Here is a 20,884-nt window from a genome sequence, read left to right on the forward strand (position 1 = left end):
TGTAGAAAACCCTTTAGTGTTGTCCTTAAAATACTTGCGGCATGTTTTAACGCAGCAGGGGATCCAGTCCACCACGCGCATCCAACGCATACAAGTCGTCACAGCCGCCAATGTGCTGTGCATCAATAAAAATCTGCGGAACCGTCGTGCGGCCACTACGCTTGATCATCTCTTCACGTTTTACGGCATCGCCGTCAATCGGAAGTTCCTGGAAACTCACACCCTTACTGCTCAACAGCGCTTTTGCACGATGGCAAAACGGGCAGGTTGCTTTGGTGTAGATCTCGATGTTGGCCATGACTTATCTCCCGTGTTGAGTAACGCGTTATTTCCCGCGCACTAATGGCAGGTTCTCACCGCTCCAGCCCGCAACGCCTTCTTTCAGCACAAAAACCTTCTCAAAGCCCGCTTTGATCAGTGCGTTTGCGGATTCCTGACACTGCATACCGGAACCATCAACCACGATCAGAGGCTTATCTTTATGCTTTTCAAGCTCGCCAACGTTGTTGGCCTTGATTTCGCTCGGCAGCAGGTTAGTCGCGCCCGCGATATGGCCTTTGCGGAAGTCGTCACGCTGACGTAAATCCACCACAACGGCGTCTTCTTTGTTGATAAGACGCGTCGCTTCGCCGCGAGTAATAACCTTAACTTTAGACATCAGGCCTTTGAAAGTGGTGAACAACACCGCCACCAGTAACGCAATCCAGGCGATACTCAGTATGGGATGGCGGCCAACAAATTGCATAATTTCTTGCATGGGGGGTAACAACTCCCGACTCAGTGATTAAAAAACCAGGAAAGGAGTATACCTGCGCGTTGGCGCAAATACAGCCAGAGCGTGCAATGGATTGCATTTTTGCGGGGCGCTACGGAAAAAAAACGTCGATCCGCGCCGTCCCCGGCTCGCTCTCTGCCCCATTCTTTGATCTTCTGAGGCTATTTTATCGATTCAGCTGTAGTAAAATTACGCAATTATTTTGTCTATTGAGTGTGAGGTTGTCGCAATGTCGGTTTCTAAAAAACCTATGGTACTGGTGATTCTGGATGGCTATGGCTACCGTGAAGACAGCCAGGATAACGCCATTTTGAATGCCAAAACCCCGGTAATGGATGCTCTGTGGGCAAAACGTCCGCATACCCTGATCGACGCTTCCGGTCTGGAAGTGGGTCTGCCGGACCGTCAGATGGGCAACTCCGAAGTGGGTCACGTTAACCTGGGCGCGGGCCGTATCGTGTATCAGGATCTGACGCGCCTGGATGTTGAAATTAAAGAACGTACCTTCTTCGCTAACCCGGTACTGACGGCGGCGGTCGATCAGGCGAAAAATACCGGTAAAGCCGTGCACATTATGGGCCTGCTGTCTGCGGGCGGCGTGCACAGCCACGAAGATCACATCATGGCGATGGTCGAACTGGCCGCAGAACGCGGCGCAGAGAAAATTTATCTGCACGCCTTCCTTGATGGCCGCGATACCCCGCCACGCAGCGCGGAATCCTCGCTGAAAAAATTCGAAGACAAGTTTGCCGCGCTGGGCAAAGGCCGCGTAGCGTCCATTATTGGTCGTTACTATGCAATGGACCGCGACAACCGCTGGGATCGCGTTGAGCAGGCCTATGACCTGATGACACTGGCGCAGGGTGAATTCCAGGCCGATACCGCCGTTGCTGGCCTGCAGGCCGCTTACGCGCGCGACGAAAACGACGAATTTGTGAAAGCGACCGTCATTCGCGCGGAAGGTCAGGCCGATGCCGCGATGGAAGACGGCGACACGCTGATTTTCATGAACTTCCGTGCTGACCGCGCCCGCGAAATTACCCGTGCGTTCGTTAATGCTGATTTCGACGGCTTCGCCCGTAAGAAAGTGGTTAATCTGAACTTCGTCATGCTGACCGAGTACGCCGCTGATATCAAAACTGCCGTGGCTTACCCACCGGCATCGCTGGCAAACACTTTCGGCGAGTGGATGGCGAAGAACGACAAAACCCAACTGCGCATTTCCGAAACGGAAAAATACGCCCACGTCACCTTCTTCTTCAACGGCGGCGTAGAAGAACCGTTTGCAGGCGAAGAACGCATCCTGATCAACTCGCCTAAAGTGGCTACCTACGATCTACAGCCGGAAATGAGTTCCGCAGAACTGACCGAAAAACTGGTTGCGGCTATCGGGAGCGGCAAGTATGACACCATCATCTGTAACTACCCGAACGGTGATATGGTCGGTCACACTGGCGTGATGGAAGCGGCGGTTAAAGCGGTTGAAGCGCTGGATCACTGCGTTGAGCAGGTTGCTAAAGCGGTTGAGTCCGTTGGCGGCCAACTGCTGATCACCGCAGACCACGGCAACGCCGAGCAGATGCGCGATCCATCCACCGGCCAGGCGCACACCGCGCATACCAACCTGCCGGTTCCGCTGATTTATGTCGGCGCGAAAAGCGTAAAAGCGGTCGAAGGCGGCAAACTTTCTGATATCGCACCGACGATGTTGACGCTGATGGGTATGGAAATCCCGAAAGAGATGACTGGTAAGCCGCTGTTCATCGTGGAATAATCCTTCCCCATGAGGGGAAAGGCGTTTAATTCCATTACACGGGCCGTGAAACCACGCAGGTTTTCAGTCAGGCCCATGATTTACGCCAGCGTGTTGAGCGCTGGCGTATTGTTGTGCGCCTTTTCCGCCCATGCGGATGACCGCGATCAGCTCAAATCCATCCAGGCGGATATCGCCGCCAAAGAGCGCGCCGTACGCCAGCAACAGCAGCAACGCTCCAGTTTGCTCGCACAGCTCAAAACGCAGGAAGAGGCCATCTCCGCCGCCGCGCGTAAACTGCGTGAAACCCAGAATACCCTTGCCCAGTTGAATAAGCAGATCGACGCAATGAACGCGTCTATCGCGAAGCTGGAACAACAAAAAGCCATTCAGGAACGCAGCCTTGCCGCGCAGCTGGATGCGGCGTTTCGCCAGGGCGAGCATACGGGGATTCAGCTCATTCTTAGCGGTGAAGAGAGCCAGCGCGGGCAGCGTTTACAGGCCTATTTCGGTTATCTGAACCAGGCGCGCCAGGACACCATTGCCGAACTGAAACAAACGCGTGAAGAGGTGGCGTCTCAGAAGGCGGCGCTGGAAGAGAAACAGAGCCAGCAACAGACGCTGCTGTATGAACAACGCGCCCAACAGGCGAAGCTGGAGCAGGCGCGTAATGAGCGTCAGAAAACGATCGCCGGTCTTGAGTCGTCAATCCAGCAGGGGCAACAGCAGTTAAGTGAATTGCGAGCGAACGAATCCCGCCTGCGCAACAGCATCGCGCGCGCAGAGGCGGCCGCCAAAGCCCGGGCGGAGCGAGAAGCCCGCGAAGCGCAGGCGGTGCGCAATCGTCAGCAGGAAGCCACCCGCAAAGGCACAACCTACAAACCAACCGAAAGCGAAAAATCGTTGATGTCCCGTACCGGCGGTCTGGGTTCACCGCGCGGTCAGGCATTCTGGCCCGTTCGCGGCCCAACGCTGCATCGTTATGGCGAACAGCTGCAAGGTGAGCTACGTTGGAAAGGGATGGTTATCGGTGCGTCTGAAGGTACTGAAGTCAAAGCAATTGCGGACGGCAGGGTGATTCTGGCGGACTGGTTGCAGGGCTACGGTCTGGTCGTCGTCGTGGAACACGGTAAAGGCGATATGAGCCTTTACGGGTATAACCAGAGCGCACTGGTCAGCGTTGGCACACAGGTTCGCGCAGGCCAGCCTATTGCGCTTGTAGGCAGCAGCGGCGGTCAGGGCCGACCGTCACTCTATTTCGAAATTCGTCGCCAGGGTCAGGCCGTCAATCCACAGCCGTGGTTGGGAAGATAAGTTTTGCCTCACTTTCGTCGCACAATACTCTCACTCGCCAGCCTGCTGGCATTCGCCTCCCCTGTTTTTGCTGGCAAACTCGCCATCGTAATCGACGATTTTGGTTATCGTCCGCACAATGAAAATCAGGTGCTGGCGATGCCGTCCGCCCTCTCCGTTGCCGTCCTGCCCAATGCCCCACATGCCCGTGAAATGGCAACCAAAGCGCACAACAGCGGGCATGAGGTGCTGATCCATCTGCCGATGGCGCCGCTGAGCAAGCAGCCGCTGGAGAAAGATACGCTGCGCCCGGAGATGAGCAGCGACGAAATTGAACGCATTATTCGCGATGCGGTGAATAAGGTGCCGTATGCCGTGGGTCTCAACAACCACATGGGCAGCGCGATGACCTCCAGCCTGTTTGGTATGCAAAAAGTGATGCAGGCGCTGGAGCGTTATAATCTTTACTTCCTCGACAGCATGACCATTGGCAACAGTCAGGCGATGCGTGCCGCCTCCGGGACGGGCGTGAAGGTGATTAAGCGCAAAGTGTTCCTTGATGATACGCAGAACGAAGCGGATATTCGTCGCCAGTTTAATCGCGCCATTGAGTTAGCCCGTCGCAACGGGTCAGCTATCGCGATTGGGCACCCACATCCATCAACGGTGCGAGTCCTTCAGCAGATGGTCTATAACCTGCCTGCGGATATTACTCTGGTGCGTCCGAGCAGTCTGCTCGACGAGCCGCAGACAGATACCTCTACGCCAAATCTGACGCCGCCGAAAAACGGTACGCCGGATGCGCCGCGAAATCCGTTCCGCGGCGTGAAGGTGTGTAAATCGAAGAAACCGTTAGAACCTGTCTACGCCAGCCGGTTCTTTAGCGTGTTAAGCGAAAGCATTACGCAGAGCACGATGGTGAACTACTTCCGGCATCAGTGGCAAGGCTGGGGCAAGATCGCTGCCCCCCAGAACGCTAACGCGGATTAATCGCTTTACGGGCAACGCGGTGGTGCGAGGCCGTTTTATCACGCCACCGGTATAACCGACCCGACCACAACAGCGCCTGATAAGCCGCCTTCGCGCTTCGTATGTTAAGCATCATGCGCTTATACATGCCGGAGGCAAATATTTCGGCGATCATCCGCTGGCGAATAAGCGTGTCCTGCTCCTTACGCACCGCATGACACACCCGCAGCGCTTCCCAGGTAATTTGTTGCTTAAATTCAGGATAGACGGGAATGCGATCCGCATAATCACTATTCAACTTTTCTAATAAACGCGTGATTTTAATGTAGTGTCGCTGGTAATGCAGATTACGCTCACCTTGTCGTTTCAGGCGGCTAACAGACTGATCGTGAAGAAAATATTTATACAACACCTGTTCGGTATAGCGTACGCGCGTGGCATTGAACATCACTTCCGTGGTCCACAGGATATCCTGATGATGTAATCCTGGAACAAAGCTAATCGCGTGTTTTTCAATAAGGGCGCGCCGATAAACGCCCATCCAGACAACATGCGTCCAGCGGCGTGAAGCCAGCCCCATACGCAGCCAGTCCGGGCCGGTTAATACCCCTGTCGACCGAATGCGATCCGTGGGGATGGATGGCCAGGTATGCCCCGTCTCAAGAATGCACCAGTCTGCATTACACTGCGCCACATCCAGGTCATCCTGTAGCGCCATGGTCATCAGCGTTTCATACATGTTCGGATACACCAAATCATCGGCATCGACAAAAGCAACGTAGTCGCCGGTCGCCGCGGCCAACCCCCGGTTGCGGGCCACGGACGCGCCTGCATTATCCTGATGCAACAGGTGAACATGTGAATGGGTATCGGCAAAATGCCTTGCGATATCAACGGAGTTGTCGGTAGACCCGTCGTTAACAATGATGATCTCCAGCGCATTCCATGTTTGTGCAATCAAAGATTCCATGCATGCCTGGAAGCTATTACCCGCATTGTATAACGGAATAATAACACTCAGTGTACTTGTGCTGCTTTTCATAGAATGGCCCGTCAGTCTTTAATACATTGGCCCTTTCTACCGTGCTTTCATTAAGAAATTATTAAGTCCAGTGGAGATGATGGTTAAGGCGCACAAAACACCCTACAGATGAGAAGCCTCACCATGTATACTACGCCTTCGTATTATACGTATTTAGAATACTTATCTTGAGGGAAGTGATGACCATCAGTAAGACACATGAAAAGGGCTATACGGTCTATTACAAAGAGGAAAATAAAGACCTTAAGTCCCTGATGGATAAGTATATGAATAACGAAATCAGTGGCAAACCGCTGAACAGCGGCAACGAATTCCGCAGCGTAGAACTTGTTGAATACCAGTCACGGAAGTTCATCATCAAAAACGATCGCGAAATAGACCCACGATTTGAGAAAAAGATTCAGAATTTTCTCTCCGGGCCTTTTTATTCTCAGCTGATCCAAAAACTGGACAGACTGGCGCCACAAGTGCGTGCCTGTACCGCCGATCTCTACTGTGTGGCCGAGAAAACACGTTTTCGCCAGTGCTATGATGTGTATACCCTTCATGAATATATTGAAGGGGAGCCATTAAATGATATTAATGAAAGCAATAAAGAAGATATTAAGGCGTGTATTCAGCAACTGCACCGGGCAGGTCTGGCCTCCAATGATATTCATGCCGGAAACTTTATCCGCACACCTTCCGGGGAATTGCGCATCATCGACTTATCCTGCAAAGGAAGTCTAAAAATTTGCCAGGCAAATGATATTTTAGTATTACAAAATAAATACCATATGAATATTGAAGGTCAGGGTCTGGTTTATAAACTTATTCAGCTTAAAGAGAAATTCAGACGCTTATCCCGCAAGATGCGCGGAAAATAAAAACGCCATTTTACGGCCAGGTTCGGGAAAACCTGGCCGCCAGCAGGATGCTGTCAGTCCCAGCTCAGAATCACTTTTCCTGACTGGCCTGAACGCATTGCATCAAAGCCTTTCTGGAACTCATCGATGGAGAAACGGTGGGTGATGATCGGAGACAGATCCAGGCCAGACTGAATCAGCGCCGCCATCTTATACCAGGTTTCAAACATCTCACGACCGTAAATACCTTTAATAAACAGCCCCTTGAAGATCACCTTCGTCCAGTCGATAGACATATCCGAAGGCGGAATCCCCAGCATCGCGATACGACCGCCGTGGTTCATGGTATCCAGCATGGCGCGAAACGCAGGCGGCGCACCGGACATCTCCAGGCCGACATCAAACCCTTCGGTCATGCCCAGATTAGCCATCACGTCGGTCAGGTTCTCTTTCGCGACGTTCACCGTGTGGATGATGCCCATTTTACGCGCCAGTTCCAGACGGTACTCATTCACATCCGTGATCACGACATGACGCGCGCCCACATGTTTCGCTACCGCCGCCGCCATGATGCCGATCGGGCCGGCACCGGAAACCAGCACATCTTCACCGACCAGATCGAACGACAGCGCCGTGTGTACAGCATTGCCGAAGGGGTCGAAGATAGAGGCTAAATCATCGGAGATGTTATCCGGGATCTTAAAGGCGTTAAACGCCGGAAGTACCAGATATTCCGCAAAACAACCGGGACGGTTAACACCGACACCCAGAGTATTGCGGCACAAATGCGTACGGCCACCGCGACAGTTACGACAATGGCCGCAGGTAATATGGCCTTCGCCGGAAACGCGATCGCCAATCCTGAAGCCTTTAACTTCCTGACCGATACCGACCACCTCGCCGACATATTCATGCCCTACCACCATCGGAACCGGGATGGTTTTTTGCGACCATTCATCCCAGTTATAGATGTGAACGTCAGTGCCGCAGATGGCTGTTTTACGGATTTTAATCAGCAGATCGTTATGCCCGACTTCCGGTACCGGAACGTCAGTCATCCAGATGCCCTCTTCCGCTTTCAGTTTGGATAACGCTTTCATCTCACATCCTCAGGCAATAACGCCCAGTTGTTTACCAATACGTGTGAACGCCTCAACCGCACGCGTGATTTGCTCAGGGGTATGCGCCGCAGACATCTGGGTACGAATACGCGCCTGACCTTTCGGTACAACCGGATAGAAGAATCCGGTCACGTAAATCCCCTCTTTTTGCAGCTCGCGGGCAAATTGCTGCGCAACCACCGCATCACCCAGCATCACTGGAATAATAGCGTGATCGGCGCCAGCCAGCGTGAAGCCCGCAGCGGACATTTGCTCACGGAACTGACGCGCATTCGCCCACAGGCGATCGCGCAGCTCGCTCCCCGCCTCAACCATCTCCAGCACTTTAAGGGAGGCCGCAACAATGGCAGGCGCCAGGGAGTTAGAAAACAGATACGGACGGGAACGCTGACGCAGCCACTCCACCACCTCTTTACGCGCCGCCGTATAACCGCCAGATGCCCCACCCAGCGCTTTGCCTAACGTACCGGTAATGATGTCCACGCGTCCCATTACGTCACAGTATTCGTGAGAACCGCGACCGTTCTCCCCGACAAAACCGACAGCATGGGAGTCATCAACCATCACCAGCGCGCCGTAAAGGTCTGCCAGGTCACAGACGCCTTTCAGGTTGGCGATAACGCCGTCCATCGAGAACACGCCGTCGGTGGCGATCAGCACATGACGAGCGCCAGCTTCACGGGCCTCTTTCAGACGCGCTTCCAGCTCCTGCATATCGTTGTTGGCATAGCGAAAACGCTTCGCTTTACACAGGCGAACGCCATCAATAATCGAGGCGTGGTTTAACGCATCCGAGATAATCGCATCTTCTGCGCCCAGCAGGGTTTCGAACAAGCCGCCGTTGGCGTCGAAGCAGGAAGAGTACAGAATAGCGTCCTCCATACCGAGGAAGTCCGCCAGTTTTTGCTCCAGCTGTTTATGGCTGTCCTGAGTGCCGCAGATAAAGCGCACTGAAGCCATGCCAAACCCGTGAGAATCCATTCCCGCTTTTGCTGCCGCAATCAGTTCGGGATGGTTAGCTAGCCCCAGATAGTTGTTGGCGCAAAAGTTGATGACGTGGCTTCCGTCTGCCACGGTGATGTCCGCCTGCTGCGCAGACGTGATAATGCGCTCTTCTTTAAACAATCCTTCCGCACGGGCGGTTTCCAGATCGTTGGTTAACTGCTTATAAAAATCCCCACGCATTGCGATTCTCCAGACTGGGCAAATTTCAGCACATATTACCCAAAGCTATACATTGATACGAGATGACGCATCATCACTTCTTGAAAATGCAGCATAAATCACGCGTACCCGCACAGCTTATCGGTGAATGGCTGAAGCCTGGGCCGTGTAGTGATATGATAAGAAGTATTCGTGTCTGAGATTGTCTCTGACTCCATAATTCGAAGGTTACAGTTATGATCATCGTTACCGGCGGCGCGGGCTTTATCGGCAGCAACATCGTTAAGTCCATGAATGATAAAGGCATCACCGATATTCTGGTGGTAGACAACCTGAAAGACGGCACCAAGTTCGTCAACCTGGTGGACCTGAATATTGCTGACTATATGGATAAGGAAGACTTCCTGATCCAGATTATGGCCGGAGAAGAGTTCGGCGATATCGAAGCGGTTTTCCACGAAGGCGCCTGCTCTTCCACCACCGAGTGGGACGGCAAGTATATGATGGACAACAACTATCAATACTCCAAAGAGCTGCTGCACTACTGCCTGGAACGTGACATTCCGTTCCTGTATGCCTCCTCTGCGGCAACTTACGGCGGTCGCACCTCTGACTTCATTGAGTCTCGTGAATATGAGAAACCGCTAAACGTTTACGGCTACTCTAAATTCCTGTTCGACGAGTATGTACGCCAGATCCTGCCTGAAGCCAGCTCGCAGATTGTAGGTTTCCGCTATTTCAACGTTTACGGACCGCGTGAAGGCCATAAAGGCAGCATGGCGAGCGTCGCTTTCCATCTGAATACTCAGCTCAACAACGGTGAAACGCCGAAACTGTTTGAAGGCAGCGAAAACTTCAAACGCGATTTTGTCTACGTCGGCGACGTGGCTGATGTAAACCTGTGGTTCTGGGAAAACGGCGTGTCCGGCATCTTTAACCTGGGCACCGGGCGCGCGGAATCCTTCCAGGCCGTGGCGGATGCCGCGCTGGCTTATCACAAGAAAAGCGACCTTGAGTACATTCCGTTCCCGGAAAAACTGAAAGGCCGTTACCAGGCGTTCACGCAGGCGGATCTGACCAATCTGCGCGCCGCAGGCTATGACAAACCGTTCAAGACCGTTGCCGAAGGCGTAACGGAGTATATGGCCTGGCTGAATCGCGACGCGTAAGAAGAAACATGAAAATACTGGTGATTGGTCCGTCCTGGGTAGGCGACATGATGATGTCGCAAAGTCTCTATCGCACGCTCAAGGCGCGCTATCCCCAGGCGATAATCGACGTGATGGCGCCCGCGTGGTGCCGCCCGTTATTGTCGCGTATGCCGGAGGTCAGCGACGCGATCCCCATGCCGCTTGGCCACGGAGCGCTGGAAATTGGCGAGCGGCGCAAGCTCGGTCATCGTCTGCGTGAAAAGCGCTATGACCGCGCCTATGTTTTGCCGAATTCGTTTAAATCCGCACTCGTTCCTTTCTTTGCCGGCATTCCGCATCGCACCGGCTGGCGCGGCGAGATGCGCTACGGCCTGCTCAACGACGCGCGCGTATTAGATAAAGAGGCCTGGCCATTAATGGTGGAACGCTATGTGGCGCTGGCCTACGACAAAGGCGTTATGCGTACTGCCCAGGATCTGCCGCAGCCTCTGTTATGGCCGCAGCTACAGGTGAGCGAGGGCGAAAAGTCCCTCATCTGCAACGAATTTTCTCTTTCCGCTGAACGTCCGATGATCGGTTTTTGCCCCGGCGCGGAATTTGGCCCGGCGAAACGCTGGCCGCATTATCACTATGCGGAACTGGCAAAGCAGCTCATCGATGAAGGCCACCAGATCGTCTTGTTTGGCTCAGCAAAAGATCATGACGCCGGAAATGAAATTCTGGCTACACTGAATACTGAGCAGCAGGCCTGGTGCCGCAATCTGGCGGGAGAAACGCAGCTGGAACAAGCTGTTATCCTTCTATCTGCCTGCAAAGCCGTTGTCACGAATGACTCTGGTTTAATGCACGTCGCCGCTGCGCTGAACCGTCCGCTGGTCGCGCTGTACGGCCCCAGCAGCCCGGACTTTACTCCTCCACTTTCGCATAAATCGCGGGTTATCCGTCTGATTACGGGTTATCACAAGGTGCGCAAAGGGGATGCTGCGGAGGGGTATCATCAGAGCCTGATTGACATCACGCCGACGCGTGTCCTGGAAGAACTCAATAGTCTGTTATTACAAGAGGAAGCCTGACGGATGCGGGTTCTGATAGTCAAAACATCATCAATGGGGGATGTGTTACACACATTGCCCGCACTGACTGACGCACAGCAAGTCATCCCGGGTATTCAGTTTGATTGGGTGGTAGAAGAAGGATTCGCGCAAATTCCATCCTGGCACGATGCTGTCGATCGCGTGATTCCCGTCGCTATTCGCCGTTGGCGTAAGGCCTGGTTTTCCGCGCCCATCAAAGCTGAACGTAAAGCCTTTCGCGATGCCGTACAGGCACAGCAATACGATGCGATTATTGATGCCCAGGGGCTGGTAAAAAGCGCGGCGCTGGTCACAAGACTGGGACGCGGCGTAAAGCACGGCATGGACTGGAGTACGGCCCGGGAGCCCCTGGCCAGCCTGTTTTACAACCGAAAGCATCACATCGCTAAAGCGCAGCATGCTGTTGAACGCACCCGCGAGCTGTTCGCCAAAAGCCTGGGGTACAGCAAGCCACAGTCCCAGGGCGATTATGCGATTGCGCAACATTTCCTGAGCAATCTGAATGCAGACGCAGGGCAATATGCGGTATTTTTACACGCGACCACCCGAGACGATAAGCACTGGCCGGAAGCAAACTGGCGAGATCTGATCGGCCAACTGCGTGATGCGGGTGTACGCATTAAGCTGCCCTGGGGTGCGCCCCATGAAGAAGCACGGGCAAAAAGATTAGCGGAAGGATTTGATTATGTGGATGTTTTACCACGAATGAGTCTGGAAGAGGTCGCACGCGAGTTGGCGGGGGCAAAATTTGTAGTGTCCGTTGATACCGGACTTAGCCATTTAACCGCCGCCCTTGATCGACCTAATATCACGCTGTATGGCCCGACCGATCCGGGACTGATTGGGGGATATGGGAAGAATCAGTGCGCGCAAAAGAGTCATTCAGGGAAGATGTCAACTCTGAGTGCGGATGCCGTCAAAGTATCATTGCTTGATTTTAATTTGCTATAACTTTTAAAGAGATTAATCATGCTTCGTGGACACACGTTTTCTCGCTTTATCCGCAGCACGCAAAATAATCCGTTTAACGTTATCTATTTTTTATTTTATGCCGGGTGCCTGACGACCCTGGCGATGCTGCTGATCAATCCAGACGAAGCTTTAAAAGTTTTTATTGCATGTGCGGTTCTGTCGCTACCGATTATCGGTAAACACAGCAAGTCACTTCTGAGTGATAAGAAAAACCTGCTGTTACCCGTGATGCTGCTGCTCTTCGGTTTAGTACAAATTATTTGGGTTGAGATCTTTAAAGAACCGGGCTCATCCTTTACTGGCGCTTATCGCTCATATCAGAACGGCGGTAAGGTGATGATCTTTGCCGCACTGATTGTCACAGCCCTGCAATCGCCAATCGCATGTGCGATGAAAGATCGTATAACCCGCTACTGGGTGATTGCGACGGCTGTTGGTTTGTATCTTTTTGCGGGTTATCAACTCCTCACCTCACCAGATCCGCTTAACTACCGTGTCGAACTGGGTTTTGAACATCCGACAGGAGCGGCTTATGCGTTGACGTTTGTCGCATTGCTCGCGTCACAGGCCATCATCAACTTGCGGCTGAAGCATACAATCCTGCTCTATTTATTACACTTTTTGGTATCACTGGCGGTTATCACTATAACGCAAACCCGCGCCGCCATTCTGGTCTATCCGGTTCTGAGCATAGGGCTATTTTTCTTACACTATCGGCATAACCGCACCGTTTTGCTGCGTACGTTACTGGCCTTTATTGTTCTCGCGGGGCTGGCAGCAATCCCTTTAAAATCGGTGATTGAAAAGCGCTATAACAGCTTCGTAACCGATATGCATTCTTACAGTAAGAATAACAGTAATACCTCGATTGGCGCCCGACTCGCGATGCAACGAGCGGGTATTGATGCTGGAAAAAACCACTACTGGGGCCAATCACTTGAACAACGCGATGCTGGAATGCGGGATTTTGCCCGACAGGATACCTCGTTAAGAGGAGCACTTGGGTTCGTCGACATCCATTTGCATAACGAATTCATTGATACTTTTTCTCTTAAAGGGATTTCTGGCGTCATCGCTCTGCTCTTTTTGTATCTGGCGATGTTTTTAAAAGCTTATACACAACGTAGCCCTCTGTTATTCATCATTTCCAGTGCTATAGTTATCTATGGTTTAAGCGACTTATTATTATACGCCAAAGGTGAAACTCTGAGCAGTATGCTGGCATTATGCGCGGCGATGATGCTGACACCAGGCACGATGAGAGAGTTATGCCATGATTAACGCTTCAGATTATTTGCTGAGCATTATTATACCGGCATACAACAATGCCGAATTCATTACGGATACGCTGGCGTCTTTACATCAGGGCATCACTAATGAGGTAGAAGTAATCATTATTAATGATGGCTCAACGGATTTGACTGAAGAACGCATAAATGCGTTTTATCGCGAACATCATTGCAATAACGTGAAATACATCTACCAGGAAAATCATGGTGTTGCGATTGCCCGCAACGTCGGGTTGTCACATGCGACAGGGAAGTATATTGGCTTTGTTGACAGCGATGACATTATTAGCCCGGATTATTTTTCGGTTCTTCTCCCTAAATTAAGAGAAGAGAAATATGATATCGTTGAATTCAACTTAACCCGTGACATTAATAATCTCTATCAATGCAAAAAAGATAAGCCGGATGCGGTAAAACAGAGTGAAATTACGTTAACTGATGAAAATTTAACGCAGTTATTACCCACTTTCCGTGCGGGTCAATGGCACCTTGTAACAAAATTCTTTCGCCGTGACATTATTGGGCAAGACCGCTTCGAAGAACATCATCGTTATGAGGACATTATTTTTTGTCCATTTCAATACTTTAAATGCCATAAGATCTTAAAAATAGATAACAAGCTATATTATTATCGAATAAACGATCGGAGCATTACCGAGAATATTCTTGAAAATGATGCGCAATATATTTTCTTCGCCATGCGTAAAATGTGTGACTATATAAAAGAAAATGATGAAAAACGAACTGTAGCCACATTAATGATCATTAACTGCTTCCTTGAGGGACGCAAGTTGCTGCGCAAGAAGAAAGGTTATTATCGCTACGAAGAAGATATGATCAGTGACATTCAAGATGCACTAACATGCTGTGATACAAGCATCGTTAAAAGAAAAGTTATTTATAAAATGAAGTACCCACACATTGATCGTTTTATTTCAAAAATACGATTTAAAGCCATAAACGCTTGCAAAATGTTATTTGTTAGCAAGGAAAGTTAATATGTTTGATAAAGTAGAAAGAATTCTTATTTGCAAGCTTAAGTTTTATGGCGATGTTCTGCTCATTACCCCTGTTATTGCCAGTCTCCAGGCACGTTATCCGCACGCAAAAATTGATCTTCTTCTTTATAAAGACACCAGGGCAATTTTGGCTGCTGATGAGAGAATCAACAACTTTTACCTTATTGAAAAAAAGAAAGGTCTGCTGGAAACCATTAAAAATTATATATCGGTACGCCGCCAGCTGAAAAAAAACCACTATGACCTTATTGTCAACTTAACCGAGCAATGGCCTATTGGCGCACTTATCGCTTCCCTACGCCGCCCCTCTATTGCCTTTAAAAGGGACAAGAAGCAGTGGAATTGCCTTTTTACAAAAGTCACACCAACAACCGGAACTCATATTGTTGAGCAAAACTTATCCATTCTAAAAGGCCTCGACTTTAGTGAAAGCGAGCTCAAAAAAGAGATGTTGCTCTGCTATCGCGAGAGTGACTATCAATATTTACTGACCCAACTCCCCGCGCTTCCCACGCAAAAATACGTTGTGATTCAACCCACTGCAAGACAGTCCTTTAAGTGCTGGGATGACGAGAAATTTGCACATGTCATAGATTATTTGCAGCAACGCGGTCTGCATGTTTACCTGACCTGTGGGCCCGCAGTACAAGAACAGCAGCAGGTAGCGCGTATCGCCGGACTGTGTCAATCACCACCAGACCTGACGGTGGCAGGTAAAACGACCTTCCTGCAACTGGCGGCGTTAATCGATCATGCAGTACTGTATATCGGCGTGGACTCCGCCCCCATGCATATGGCTGCCGCATTAGGTACGCCGCAGGTATGTTTGTTTGGCGCCACAAATTATCAACAGTGGAAACCCTGGTCAGATAAAGCTGCGCTGATCTGGGCAGGCGATTATCATCCAATGCCGACCCGGGCAGAACTGGACAGATCCCGGAAATACCTGACCTGGATACCAGAACACGCAGTTATTGACGCTATCGACACTGTGCTCCATGATAGCAACCCGGTTGAAGGAAATGAGACAGCGTAAATGGATAACAAAACTAACGTAATTAATATTGCCTACTGCACAGATGCTAATTATCTGGAGTATGTTGCCGTATCCATTATGTCTGTCATAATGAATAACCCTGAGCAATCTCTCGCATTTTTTGTCTTTGTCTATGATGTCAGTGATGAAGACATTGCAAAGCTACAGTCGACCAGTAATAAAATTCAGGTTATCACGATCGATAAGGCTGATATTGAAAAATATAACAATGATTTTGCGATAAAACATCTCAATCGCTCAACTTATATGCGTCTGGCTGTGCCCCGTTTACTTAAAGACAAAGTAGAGCGTTTTATCTATCTTGATGCCGATACGCTATGCTTTGATTCACTCAGTGAGATTAACAGCGTTGATATTGATAATGTTGTTTGCGCCGTCAGCCATGACTCTCTCAACATTCATGATAATAAACACGCCCGGCGATTAGGGCTGAGCATCGATCACTATTTTAACGCTGGTTTCCTCTATATTAATGTCGCGAACTGGATTAAGCATGACATTGAACATAAGGCAAATACCGTGTTATTTGAGCAAGGAAAATCATTGCCTTACTTTGATCAGGATGCCCTCAACATTGCAATAAACGGCAATATTACGTTTATTGATAACCGCTGGAATTTCCTGTTTAACTGGTTTACTGACGAACAGAAAGAAAATTTCTTCTATCACAGTGACACGCTGCCAAGAATCATTCATTTTACGGGCGGAAGAAAACCGTGGTATAAAGAACATACGGGGCTGTCGCAACAGCTTTATGTTTTCTACCACCATTTCACGCCCTGGCGGAATGCAGAGTTACGCTCTTATGCCCCTCGTATGAGGCCTACCGATTATCGGGTGTACTCCCGTCAGGCGGCAAAAAAAGGTAATTATTTTACCTCCATAAAATGGTACGCAAAGTACCTCAAAACCAAGATTCATTAAAAAAAGCTCCCCGAGGGGAGCTTTTTTACTTACCTTTGACTTTTTCGGCCAGATAGCCTATGTAGCTGATAATTGAAGCAATATATTTACCCTGTAGCCTTTCATGACGTGACTTCTTCTTATACTGCTTTGGCGTTCTGGCAGGCAACAACGGCACATTCGCCCATGGTGAAGCCTTCCATGCCTCCACAAAATACTGTGCAGACGGATAATTTGCCCAGGAATTCCAGGGTTTAGTTACCCCAATATAGTGAATAAGAATGGTATCCGCCGTTATATATTCTTTATAGCGTGATATATCTTTGCTTTTTAACTCTTGTTTTATACCATATATCGCATTGTAGATACGCGGTAAAAAGATCACCTTATTTAAGAAAAGAATATTTAAAACATCCTGATCGGGGAAAGAGAGTTTCTGATTTTTATCCAGGAGGATATCAAATGCAGCACCAATAAAGTTCTGCTCTTTCCACTTTTTAAGATTCGCATAGATCACACCAGAGTTAAAATAATCACTATTTTTCTCAATATCTCTGGCAGGACTATCATCGACGTCCCTTACTACCGCAGCAACATGCTCATCAAGGTTGAGATGACTCAATTCAACAAGTGAGCCTTTACATATCACGTCTGCATCAATGTACAGGAGTGAATCAACTTTTTCGCCTAAATATTCAAATGCGATAAAGCGGAAATACATCGCATGAGACCAGGCATTACCGCTGGGCAATACCTTTAGCCCCTCGGCATCCATAACATATATTGAGATGTTAGTAGAGAATTGCTGCGCCAGCATACTTATTTTCTGTTGATAATCATCATCCACATAATCAGTAAAAAGATGGAAATGGATATTGATGTCTTTATTATGTATCAACACTGATGTCATCGAAATCGCGGCGCCAAACATGAAGTTTTTATCAACACCCCAGGCGATATTGAGCTGTGGACTCTCCCCGGCTGGTGCTTGATTAAAATCAAGTATCTTTTTTATAGACTGATGGCAATCAAAAATCATTCACTACACCTATTTAAATTTATTTTCAACAAGCCACTCAATGCACTTTAGCGCCGTGTAGCTTATTTTTAATATACATTATATGGCTAAATATAGAACGAATATATTTTCGCTGTATCCTTTCATGGCGTGACTTACGCTTATATAATTTTGCCGTATTTGCATTGAGTAACGATTTTTCGGCCCATGCCGATTTTTTATAAGCCTCAATAAAGTACTTAGAAACCGGATAGTTAGCCCACGTATGCCACGGTTTTGTCACGCCGACATAATGAATTAATACCGTACTCTCAGTGATAAAGTCCTGATAACGATATTCATTTTTATTCTTCAGTTCCTGGTCTACGCCATAAATACAATTAAAATCACGCCTCAGCAGGATCACATGCCCAACAAATAAGATATTCAGGATATCCTGGTCAAAATAAAGCAGTTCTTTCTGACGCTCATGCAAAACTTCAAAGGCTTTGGATAACAGTTTTTTTTCTCTCCAGACATGGAGATTAGCGAATACCACCCCTGAATTAAAATAGTCACGAGCTAACTCAGGAATACCCAGCCTCTGCCCGGATTTTAAACGTACTCGATCAATATCATTAACAACAGCCGCATATTCTCCGGCAAAATGAATATCCGTCAGTTCCCGCAGCGAATTTTTACAAACGATATCGGCATCCAGATACAGCACAGAATCCAGTTCACGACTTAAATACTCGAACGCAAAATAGCGATAGTACATCGCATAGGTCCATGCTTTAGTACTCGGCAACTTGCGAAACGCCTCATTATCAAAAACTAAGACCGTTACCGTTGTACCATACATTTGCGTGAGTCGTTCCACGCTTTCCAGGTACTCATCATCAACATAGTCCGTCACAACATAGAAATGGATATCAATATCAGGGTTGTTCACCAACACTGATGTCATTGAAATTCCAGAGCCAAATAAAAAATTTCGATCTACACCATATGCAATATTCAACTTTTTGCTTTTCTGGTGTGTAGCGTTGTCGATAACCTTTTTTTGAATTATTACGTTTTCAAAATCAATGTTCATGATGAGATCACCTCAAACCCTGTATGTGATTTTATAACGCTTTTCTTATCGTTCTTTGTTTGATTTTTTGTGCTTTCGCCGCCGCTTGTTCAAGCAAACTGGCTTCCTTGCGAAGAATTTCACGCAGTGGCATCGAGAAATAAACGCGTAAAAAACGATAAATATCTCTCGAGGTCAGGCCAATTTCGAGTGAGGAGAAATAGAGTCCAATCAGATCCTTATCACGCCAGCGACGCGGCACCCGGCGACGAATTTGCGCGCGATGCAGATCAATCACGGAAAGTTTTATATCAGCCACATCAGCCGGTAACGGTTGCTGTAGTAAAAAATGGCAAATATAACAATCCCGATGATTCACCCCACCACGATGCATTTTCCCCACCATCTCCGCCAGTCGGGTGATAATGGTTCGTTTTAAGGTGAGGTCAGGACGTTCTTCACTCCACCTGGCGCAAAAGTCTTCAAGGCTTATTGCCGGCGAGAGGTCTTCCGTGATGATAAACGATGTCCGCTGCAACGGATTAAACCCTTTTTGCCCAAACGCGACGCCGGTCATGGTATCAACATTCAGTGATTGCAGACGGTGAATAGCCAGCCACTCACGATCCGCGCCAAGAACGGGCATACGCAAGGAAATGAGGTTTTTTAGCACTTCTTTCAGCGTGGTTCCGTGATGGTATTTCAGGAAATACCCTTTACCCATCATCTCAAAACGCAGCGTCCTCCGGGTCTCCAGAGCGCGGAAAACCTCTCCGTCCAGTTTCGTTACTTCGACAAACGGATCTTTACCTTGCCACTGCGTAGTGAATGGCTCTTTTAATTCAATCATTCTCAAAACCTAAAATGATATCAGCCGCTTTATCAGCCAGACTGTAGAGATCTTCTGTATCGGCAAAGTGTCTTGCATGACTTGCCCATTCACTTCGCTGCTCACCTTTCTCCAGCGCATCGCAGAGGGAAGCATTCAGGACTTCCTGTGCAAAAGGCTCCGGTATAACAACGCCACACTGCGCAGCATTGATATAGTGCGCATATCCACAAACTTCGGTGGTCAGCACGGGTAGCCCGGCGACAATCGCCTCTAATAATACGATTCCGGCCGCTTCCTGAACGGCAGGATGAAGCAGCAAATCAGCAGCAGACATCAGCGCTGAAATATCATCGCGCCCTGAAAAAAACTGCACCTGCTTCTCAATCCCTAATTGACGCGCCTGGGCCTGATACCGGTCGGCCTTGTCTTGCCCGACAACCATCAATCGCGTACGTTGACGTATTGCTTCAGGTAAAGAAGCTACCGCCAGTAACGTTCTTGGTACGCCTTTGCGTTTAAAATCCGAACCTACCTGCAAAAGCAGGAACTGATCTAACCCAATGCCATTTTTTTCTCTGACAATCTGTCTGCTGTTTTCAGGTTGCTGGCTGTATTTCCTGTCCGGGTATATCCCTGGCGGCAAAATATGAAAACGGCGATCCTCAGTATGATAATGATGCTTAAAGTCACCGATTTGCTTATTTGTTAACATTAAAAGCTCGGTATGAGCACCTTGCTGGAAGGTCGCTTTTTCAAAAGCTGCATAGTGCTTATAACGACTGGTCAGCTTATAAAAGAAACCCTTTTCACGGGCGACTTTTTCCGCGTAGCACACATCTGCCGCATAATAGACATCAAGCCCGGGCATTTTATTAAACCCAACGACGCGATCGACGGGATGTTGGCTCAGGTAACTCTGAACCCACTGATAATACTGCTCATTTTTTCCATGATTAGTTCTGGCAGTCACCGGAACAAGGATAATTTCAAGGTCGGAGGGACGTTCGCCCTGCCACTGTTGAGTCAATACCTGAACATGATGGCCACGCGCCGCAACCGTATGCGCTATTCGCAGGAAATCACGCTGCAACCCGCCATAGGGAAAATATTTGTACAAACAAAAAGCAATGGTCATGCAATAATATCCGCGTTACGTCGCCAAACATCCCAGGCCAGGCAGGTAAAAGCGCCGTAATCTTTGTCTGCAAACAAAGACTACCCTCCATATTCCCGGCGCCCTGAAGGCTGATGGCTGCCTGAATTTGCGCAGTAGTATACCATTGATTAGCTCCCGAACCGAAATGAATGTTTTTTAAGCAAAAAGTTAATTTTTAATTTCAAAACAATAAGATGTAAACCATTACTATTGAAGGACAGAGTACGATTTCACGCGTTATTCGGCGTTAACAGCCTGTTTTGATGTATCTGGAGAAAAACACCTACCGCAAATAATGTATTGTCAATTCAGGTGTTTTAGTGCAACAAGGATAAAAATGATGGTAAAGCCCAGGCTAAATACATAGAATCCCC

20 protein-coding genes are annotated in these 20,884 nt (G+C 49.0%); 11 read left to right on the forward strand and 9 right to left on the reverse strand.

What is annotated here, in order from left to right:
• Positions 1-46: 46 nt before the first annotated feature.
• Both grxC and OGY62_RS03445 read right to left on the reverse strand, forming a co-directional pair.
• The gene (grxC, locus tag OGY62_RS03440) at positions 47-298 is read right to left on the reverse strand and encodes a glutaredoxin 3 (RefSeq protein WP_047358806.1); all 252 of its coding nucleotides are present in this window, start codon (positions 296-298) and stop codon (positions 47-49) included.
• A 27-nt stretch (positions 299-325) separates the two neighbouring features.
• Positions 326-757, reverse strand: a complete 432-nt coding sequence (locus OGY62_RS03445) for a rhodanese-like domain-containing protein (RefSeq protein WP_012135748.1) — start codon at positions 755-757, stop codon at positions 326-328.
• A gap of 247 nt (positions 758-1,004) precedes the next feature.
• On the opposite strand from OGY62_RS03445, the gene gpmM reads away from it, so the two are divergent.
• From gpmM to OGY62_RS03460, 3 genes are read left to right on the forward strand one after another with little or no spacing between them, the layout of a single operon-like run.
• The gene (gene gpmM / locus OGY62_RS03450) at positions 1,005-2,549 is read left to right on the forward strand and encodes a 2,3-bisphosphoglycerate-independent phosphoglycerate mutase (RefSeq protein ID WP_200031400.1); all 1,545 of its coding nucleotides are present in this window, start codon (positions 1,005-1,007) and stop codon (positions 2,547-2,549) included.
• Between the two features lie 33 nt (positions 2,550-2,582).
• A complete protein-coding gene (gene envC, locus OGY62_RS03455; protein WP_230012564.1) occupies positions 2,583-3,842 on the forward strand; it encodes a murein hydrolase activator EnvC in 1,260 nt (419 codons plus the stop codon).
• A 3-nt stretch (positions 3,843-3,845) separates the two neighbouring features.
• Positions 3,846-4,811 (forward strand): divergent polysaccharide deacetylase family protein, encoded by a 966-nt coding sequence (locus OGY62_RS03460; protein WP_047460278.1) that lies wholly within the window; start codon positions 3,846-3,848, stop codon positions 4,809-4,811.
• On the opposite strand, the gene OGY62_RS03465 is transcribed toward OGY62_RS03460, so the two are convergent.
• The gene (locus tag OGY62_RS03465; protein WP_012135754.1) at positions 4,798-5,832 is read right to left on the reverse strand and encodes a glycosyltransferase; all 1,035 of its coding nucleotides are present in this window, start codon (positions 5,830-5,832) and stop codon (positions 4,798-4,800) included. The genes OGY62_RS03460 and OGY62_RS03465 overlap by 14 nt on opposite strands.
• A 179-nt stretch (positions 5,833-6,011) precedes the next feature.
• On the opposite strand from OGY62_RS03465, the gene rfaY reads away from it, so the two are divergent.
• The gene (rfaY, locus tag OGY62_RS03470) at positions 6,012-6,698 is read left to right on the forward strand and encodes a lipopolysaccharide core heptose(II) kinase RfaY (RefSeq protein ID WP_049011061.1); all 687 of its coding nucleotides are present in this window, start codon (positions 6,012-6,014) and stop codon (positions 6,696-6,698) included.
• Positions 6,699-6,751: 53 nt separating this feature from the next.
• Here rfaY and tdh read toward each other — a convergent pair whose 3' ends face one another.
• A complete protein-coding gene (gene tdh, locus OGY62_RS03475; RefSeq protein ID WP_012135756.1) occupies positions 6,752-7,777 on the reverse strand; it encodes an L-threonine 3-dehydrogenase in 1,026 nt (341 codons plus the stop codon).
• Positions 7,778-7,786: 9 nt separating this feature from the next.
• Positions 7,787-8,983: a glycine C-acetyltransferase gene (kbl, locus tag OGY62_RS03480; protein WP_071259194.1), complete on the reverse strand. Its 1,197-nt coding sequence runs from the start codon at positions 8,981-8,983 to the stop codon at positions 7,787-7,789.
• Positions 8,984-9,198: 215 nt separating this feature from the next.
• On the opposite strand from kbl, the gene rfaD reads away from it, so the two are divergent.
• From rfaD to OGY62_RS03515, 7 genes are read left to right on the forward strand one after another with little or no spacing between them, the layout of a single operon-like run.
• A complete protein-coding gene (gene rfaD, locus OGY62_RS03485; RefSeq protein WP_286459091.1) occupies positions 9,199-10,131 on the forward strand; it encodes an ADP-glyceromanno-heptose 6-epimerase in 933 nt (310 codons plus the stop codon).
• 8 nt (positions 10,132-10,139) lie between these two features.
• Positions 10,140-11,186, forward strand: a complete 1,047-nt coding sequence (gene rfaF, locus OGY62_RS03490) for an ADP-heptose--LPS heptosyltransferase RfaF (protein ID WP_286459093.1) — start codon at positions 10,140-10,142, stop codon at positions 11,184-11,186.
• A 3-nt stretch (positions 11,187-11,189) separates the two neighbouring features.
• The gene (gene rfaC / locus OGY62_RS03495) at positions 11,190-12,158 is read left to right on the forward strand and encodes a lipopolysaccharide heptosyltransferase RfaC (protein ID WP_060815899.1); all 969 of its coding nucleotides are present in this window, start codon (positions 11,190-11,192) and stop codon (positions 12,156-12,158) included.
• An 18-nt stretch (positions 12,159-12,176) separates the two neighbouring features.
• On the forward strand, positions 12,177-13,460 hold the full coding sequence (locus OGY62_RS03500; protein WP_175479751.1) for an O-antigen ligase family protein: 1,284 nt from the start codon (positions 12,177-12,179) through the stop codon (positions 13,458-13,460).
• Positions 13,453-14,466, forward strand: a complete 1,014-nt coding sequence (locus tag OGY62_RS03505) for a glycosyltransferase family 2 protein (RefSeq protein ID WP_101744167.1) — start codon at positions 13,453-13,455, stop codon at positions 14,464-14,466. Before OGY62_RS03500 ends, OGY62_RS03505 begins: the two co-directional genes overlap by 8 nt.
• 1 nt (position 14,467) lies before the next feature.
• Positions 14,468-15,523, forward strand: coding sequence for a lipopolysaccharide core heptosyltransferase RfaQ (gene rfaQ / locus OGY62_RS03510; protein WP_112001405.1), 1,056 nt, complete (start codon positions 14,468-14,470; stop codon positions 15,521-15,523).
• Positions 15,524-16,468: a glycosyltransferase family 8 protein gene (locus tag OGY62_RS03515; protein WP_286459095.1), complete on the forward strand. Its 945-nt coding sequence runs from the start codon at positions 15,524-15,526 to the stop codon at positions 16,466-16,468.
• A 25-nt stretch (positions 16,469-16,493) separates the two neighbouring features.
• Here the strand turns inward: OGY62_RS03515 and OGY62_RS03520 are convergent, their stop codons facing one another.
• Genes OGY62_RS03520 through OGY62_RS03535 form a run of 4 tightly spaced genes read right to left on the reverse strand, consistent with a single transcriptional unit; the run spans position 16,494 to position 20,489 of the window.
• Positions 16,494-17,486, reverse strand: a complete 993-nt coding sequence (locus tag OGY62_RS03520) for a glycosyltransferase family 8 protein (RefSeq protein WP_047460263.1) — start codon at positions 17,484-17,486, stop codon at positions 16,494-16,496.
• Between the two features lie 37 nt (positions 17,487-17,523).
• Entirely contained in the window at positions 17,524-18,543 is a 1,020-nt protein-coding gene (locus tag OGY62_RS03525; RefSeq protein WP_012135766.1) for a glycosyltransferase family 8 protein, read from the reverse strand.
• A gap of 31 nt (positions 18,544-18,574) precedes the next feature.
• Positions 18,575-19,372 carry a lipopolysaccharide core heptose(I) kinase RfaP gene (rfaP, locus tag OGY62_RS03530; RefSeq protein ID WP_071259183.1) on the reverse strand — a complete coding sequence of 266 codons (798 nt, stop codon included), beginning with the start codon at positions 19,370-19,372 and terminating at the stop codon, positions 18,575-18,577.
• Positions 19,365-20,489 carry a glycosyltransferase family 4 protein gene (locus OGY62_RS03535; protein WP_047460257.1) on the reverse strand — a complete coding sequence of 375 codons (1,125 nt, stop codon included), beginning with the start codon at positions 20,487-20,489 and terminating at the stop codon, positions 19,365-19,367. Before OGY62_RS03535 ends, rfaP begins: the two co-directional genes overlap by 8 nt.
• Positions 20,490-20,884 lie beyond the last annotated feature (395 nt).

Origin of the sequence: Citrobacter sp. CK198, assembly GCF_030333295.1 — a bacterium.
Classification (GTDB): Bacteria; Pseudomonadota; Gammaproteobacteria; order Enterobacterales; family Enterobacteriaceae; genus Citrobacter_B; species Citrobacter_B koseri.

Bases quoted from the DNA above. Each gene is read 5' to 3' on its own strand.
- tdh (WP_012135756.1), bottom strand. From the start codon at position 7,777: ATGAAAGCGTTATCCAAACTGAAAGCGGAAGAGGGCATCTGGATGACT.
- OGY62_RS03515 (WP_286459095.1), top strand. From the start codon at position 15,524: ATGGATAACAAAACTAACGTAATTAATATTGCCTACTGCACAGATGCT.
- OGY62_RS03520 (WP_047460263.1), bottom strand. From the start codon at position 17,486: ATGATTTTTGATTGCCATCAGTCTATAAAAAAGATACTTGATTTTAAT.
- OGY62_RS03505 (WP_101744167.1), top strand. From the start codon at position 13,453: ATGATTAACGCTTCAGATTATTTGCTGAGCATTATTATACCGGCATAC.
- rfaY (WP_049011061.1), top strand. From the start codon at position 6,012: ATGACCATCAGTAAGACACATGAAAAGGGCTATACGGTCTATTACAAA.
- OGY62_RS03525 (WP_012135766.1), bottom strand. From the start codon at position 18,543: ATGAACATTGATTTTGAAAACGTAATAATTCAAAAAAAGGTTATCGAC.
- rfaF (WP_286459093.1), top strand. From the start codon at position 10,140: ATGAAAATACTGGTGATTGGTCCGTCCTGGGTAGGCGACATGATGATG.
- rfaD (WP_286459091.1), top strand. From the start codon at position 9,199: ATGATCATCGTTACCGGCGGCGCGGGCTTTATCGGCAGCAACATCGTT.
- rfaQ (WP_112001405.1), top strand. From the start codon at position 14,468: ATGTTTGATAAAGTAGAAAGAATTCTTATTTGCAAGCTTAAGTTTTAT.
- OGY62_RS03535 (WP_047460257.1), bottom strand. From the start codon at position 20,489: ATGACCATTGCTTTTTGTTTGTACAAATATTTTCCCTATGGCGGGTTG.
- OGY62_RS03500 (WP_175479751.1), top strand. From the start codon at position 12,177: ATGCTTCGTGGACACACGTTTTCTCGCTTTATCCGCAGCACGCAAAAT.
- rfaP (WP_071259183.1), bottom strand. From the start codon at position 19,372: ATGATTGAATTAAAAGAGCCATTCACTACGCAGTGGCAAGGTAAAGAT.
- gpmM (WP_200031400.1), top strand. From the start codon at position 1,005: ATGTCGGTTTCTAAAAAACCTATGGTACTGGTGATTCTGGATGGCTAT.
- kbl (WP_071259194.1), bottom strand. From the start codon at position 8,983: ATGCGTGGGGATTTTTATAAGCAGTTAACCAACGATCTGGAAACCGCC.
- rfaC (WP_060815899.1), top strand. From the start codon at position 11,190: ATGCGGGTTCTGATAGTCAAAACATCATCAATGGGGGATGTGTTACAC.
- grxC (WP_047358806.1), bottom strand. From the start codon at position 298: ATGGCCAACATCGAGATCTACACCAAAGCAACCTGCCCGTTTTGCCAT.
- OGY62_RS03465 (WP_012135754.1), bottom strand. From the start codon at position 5,832: ATGAAAAGCAGCACAAGTACACTGAGTGTTATTATTCCGTTATACAAT.
- OGY62_RS03445 (WP_012135748.1), bottom strand. From the start codon at position 757: ATGCAAGAAATTATGCAATTTGTTGGCCGCCATCCCATACTGAGTATC.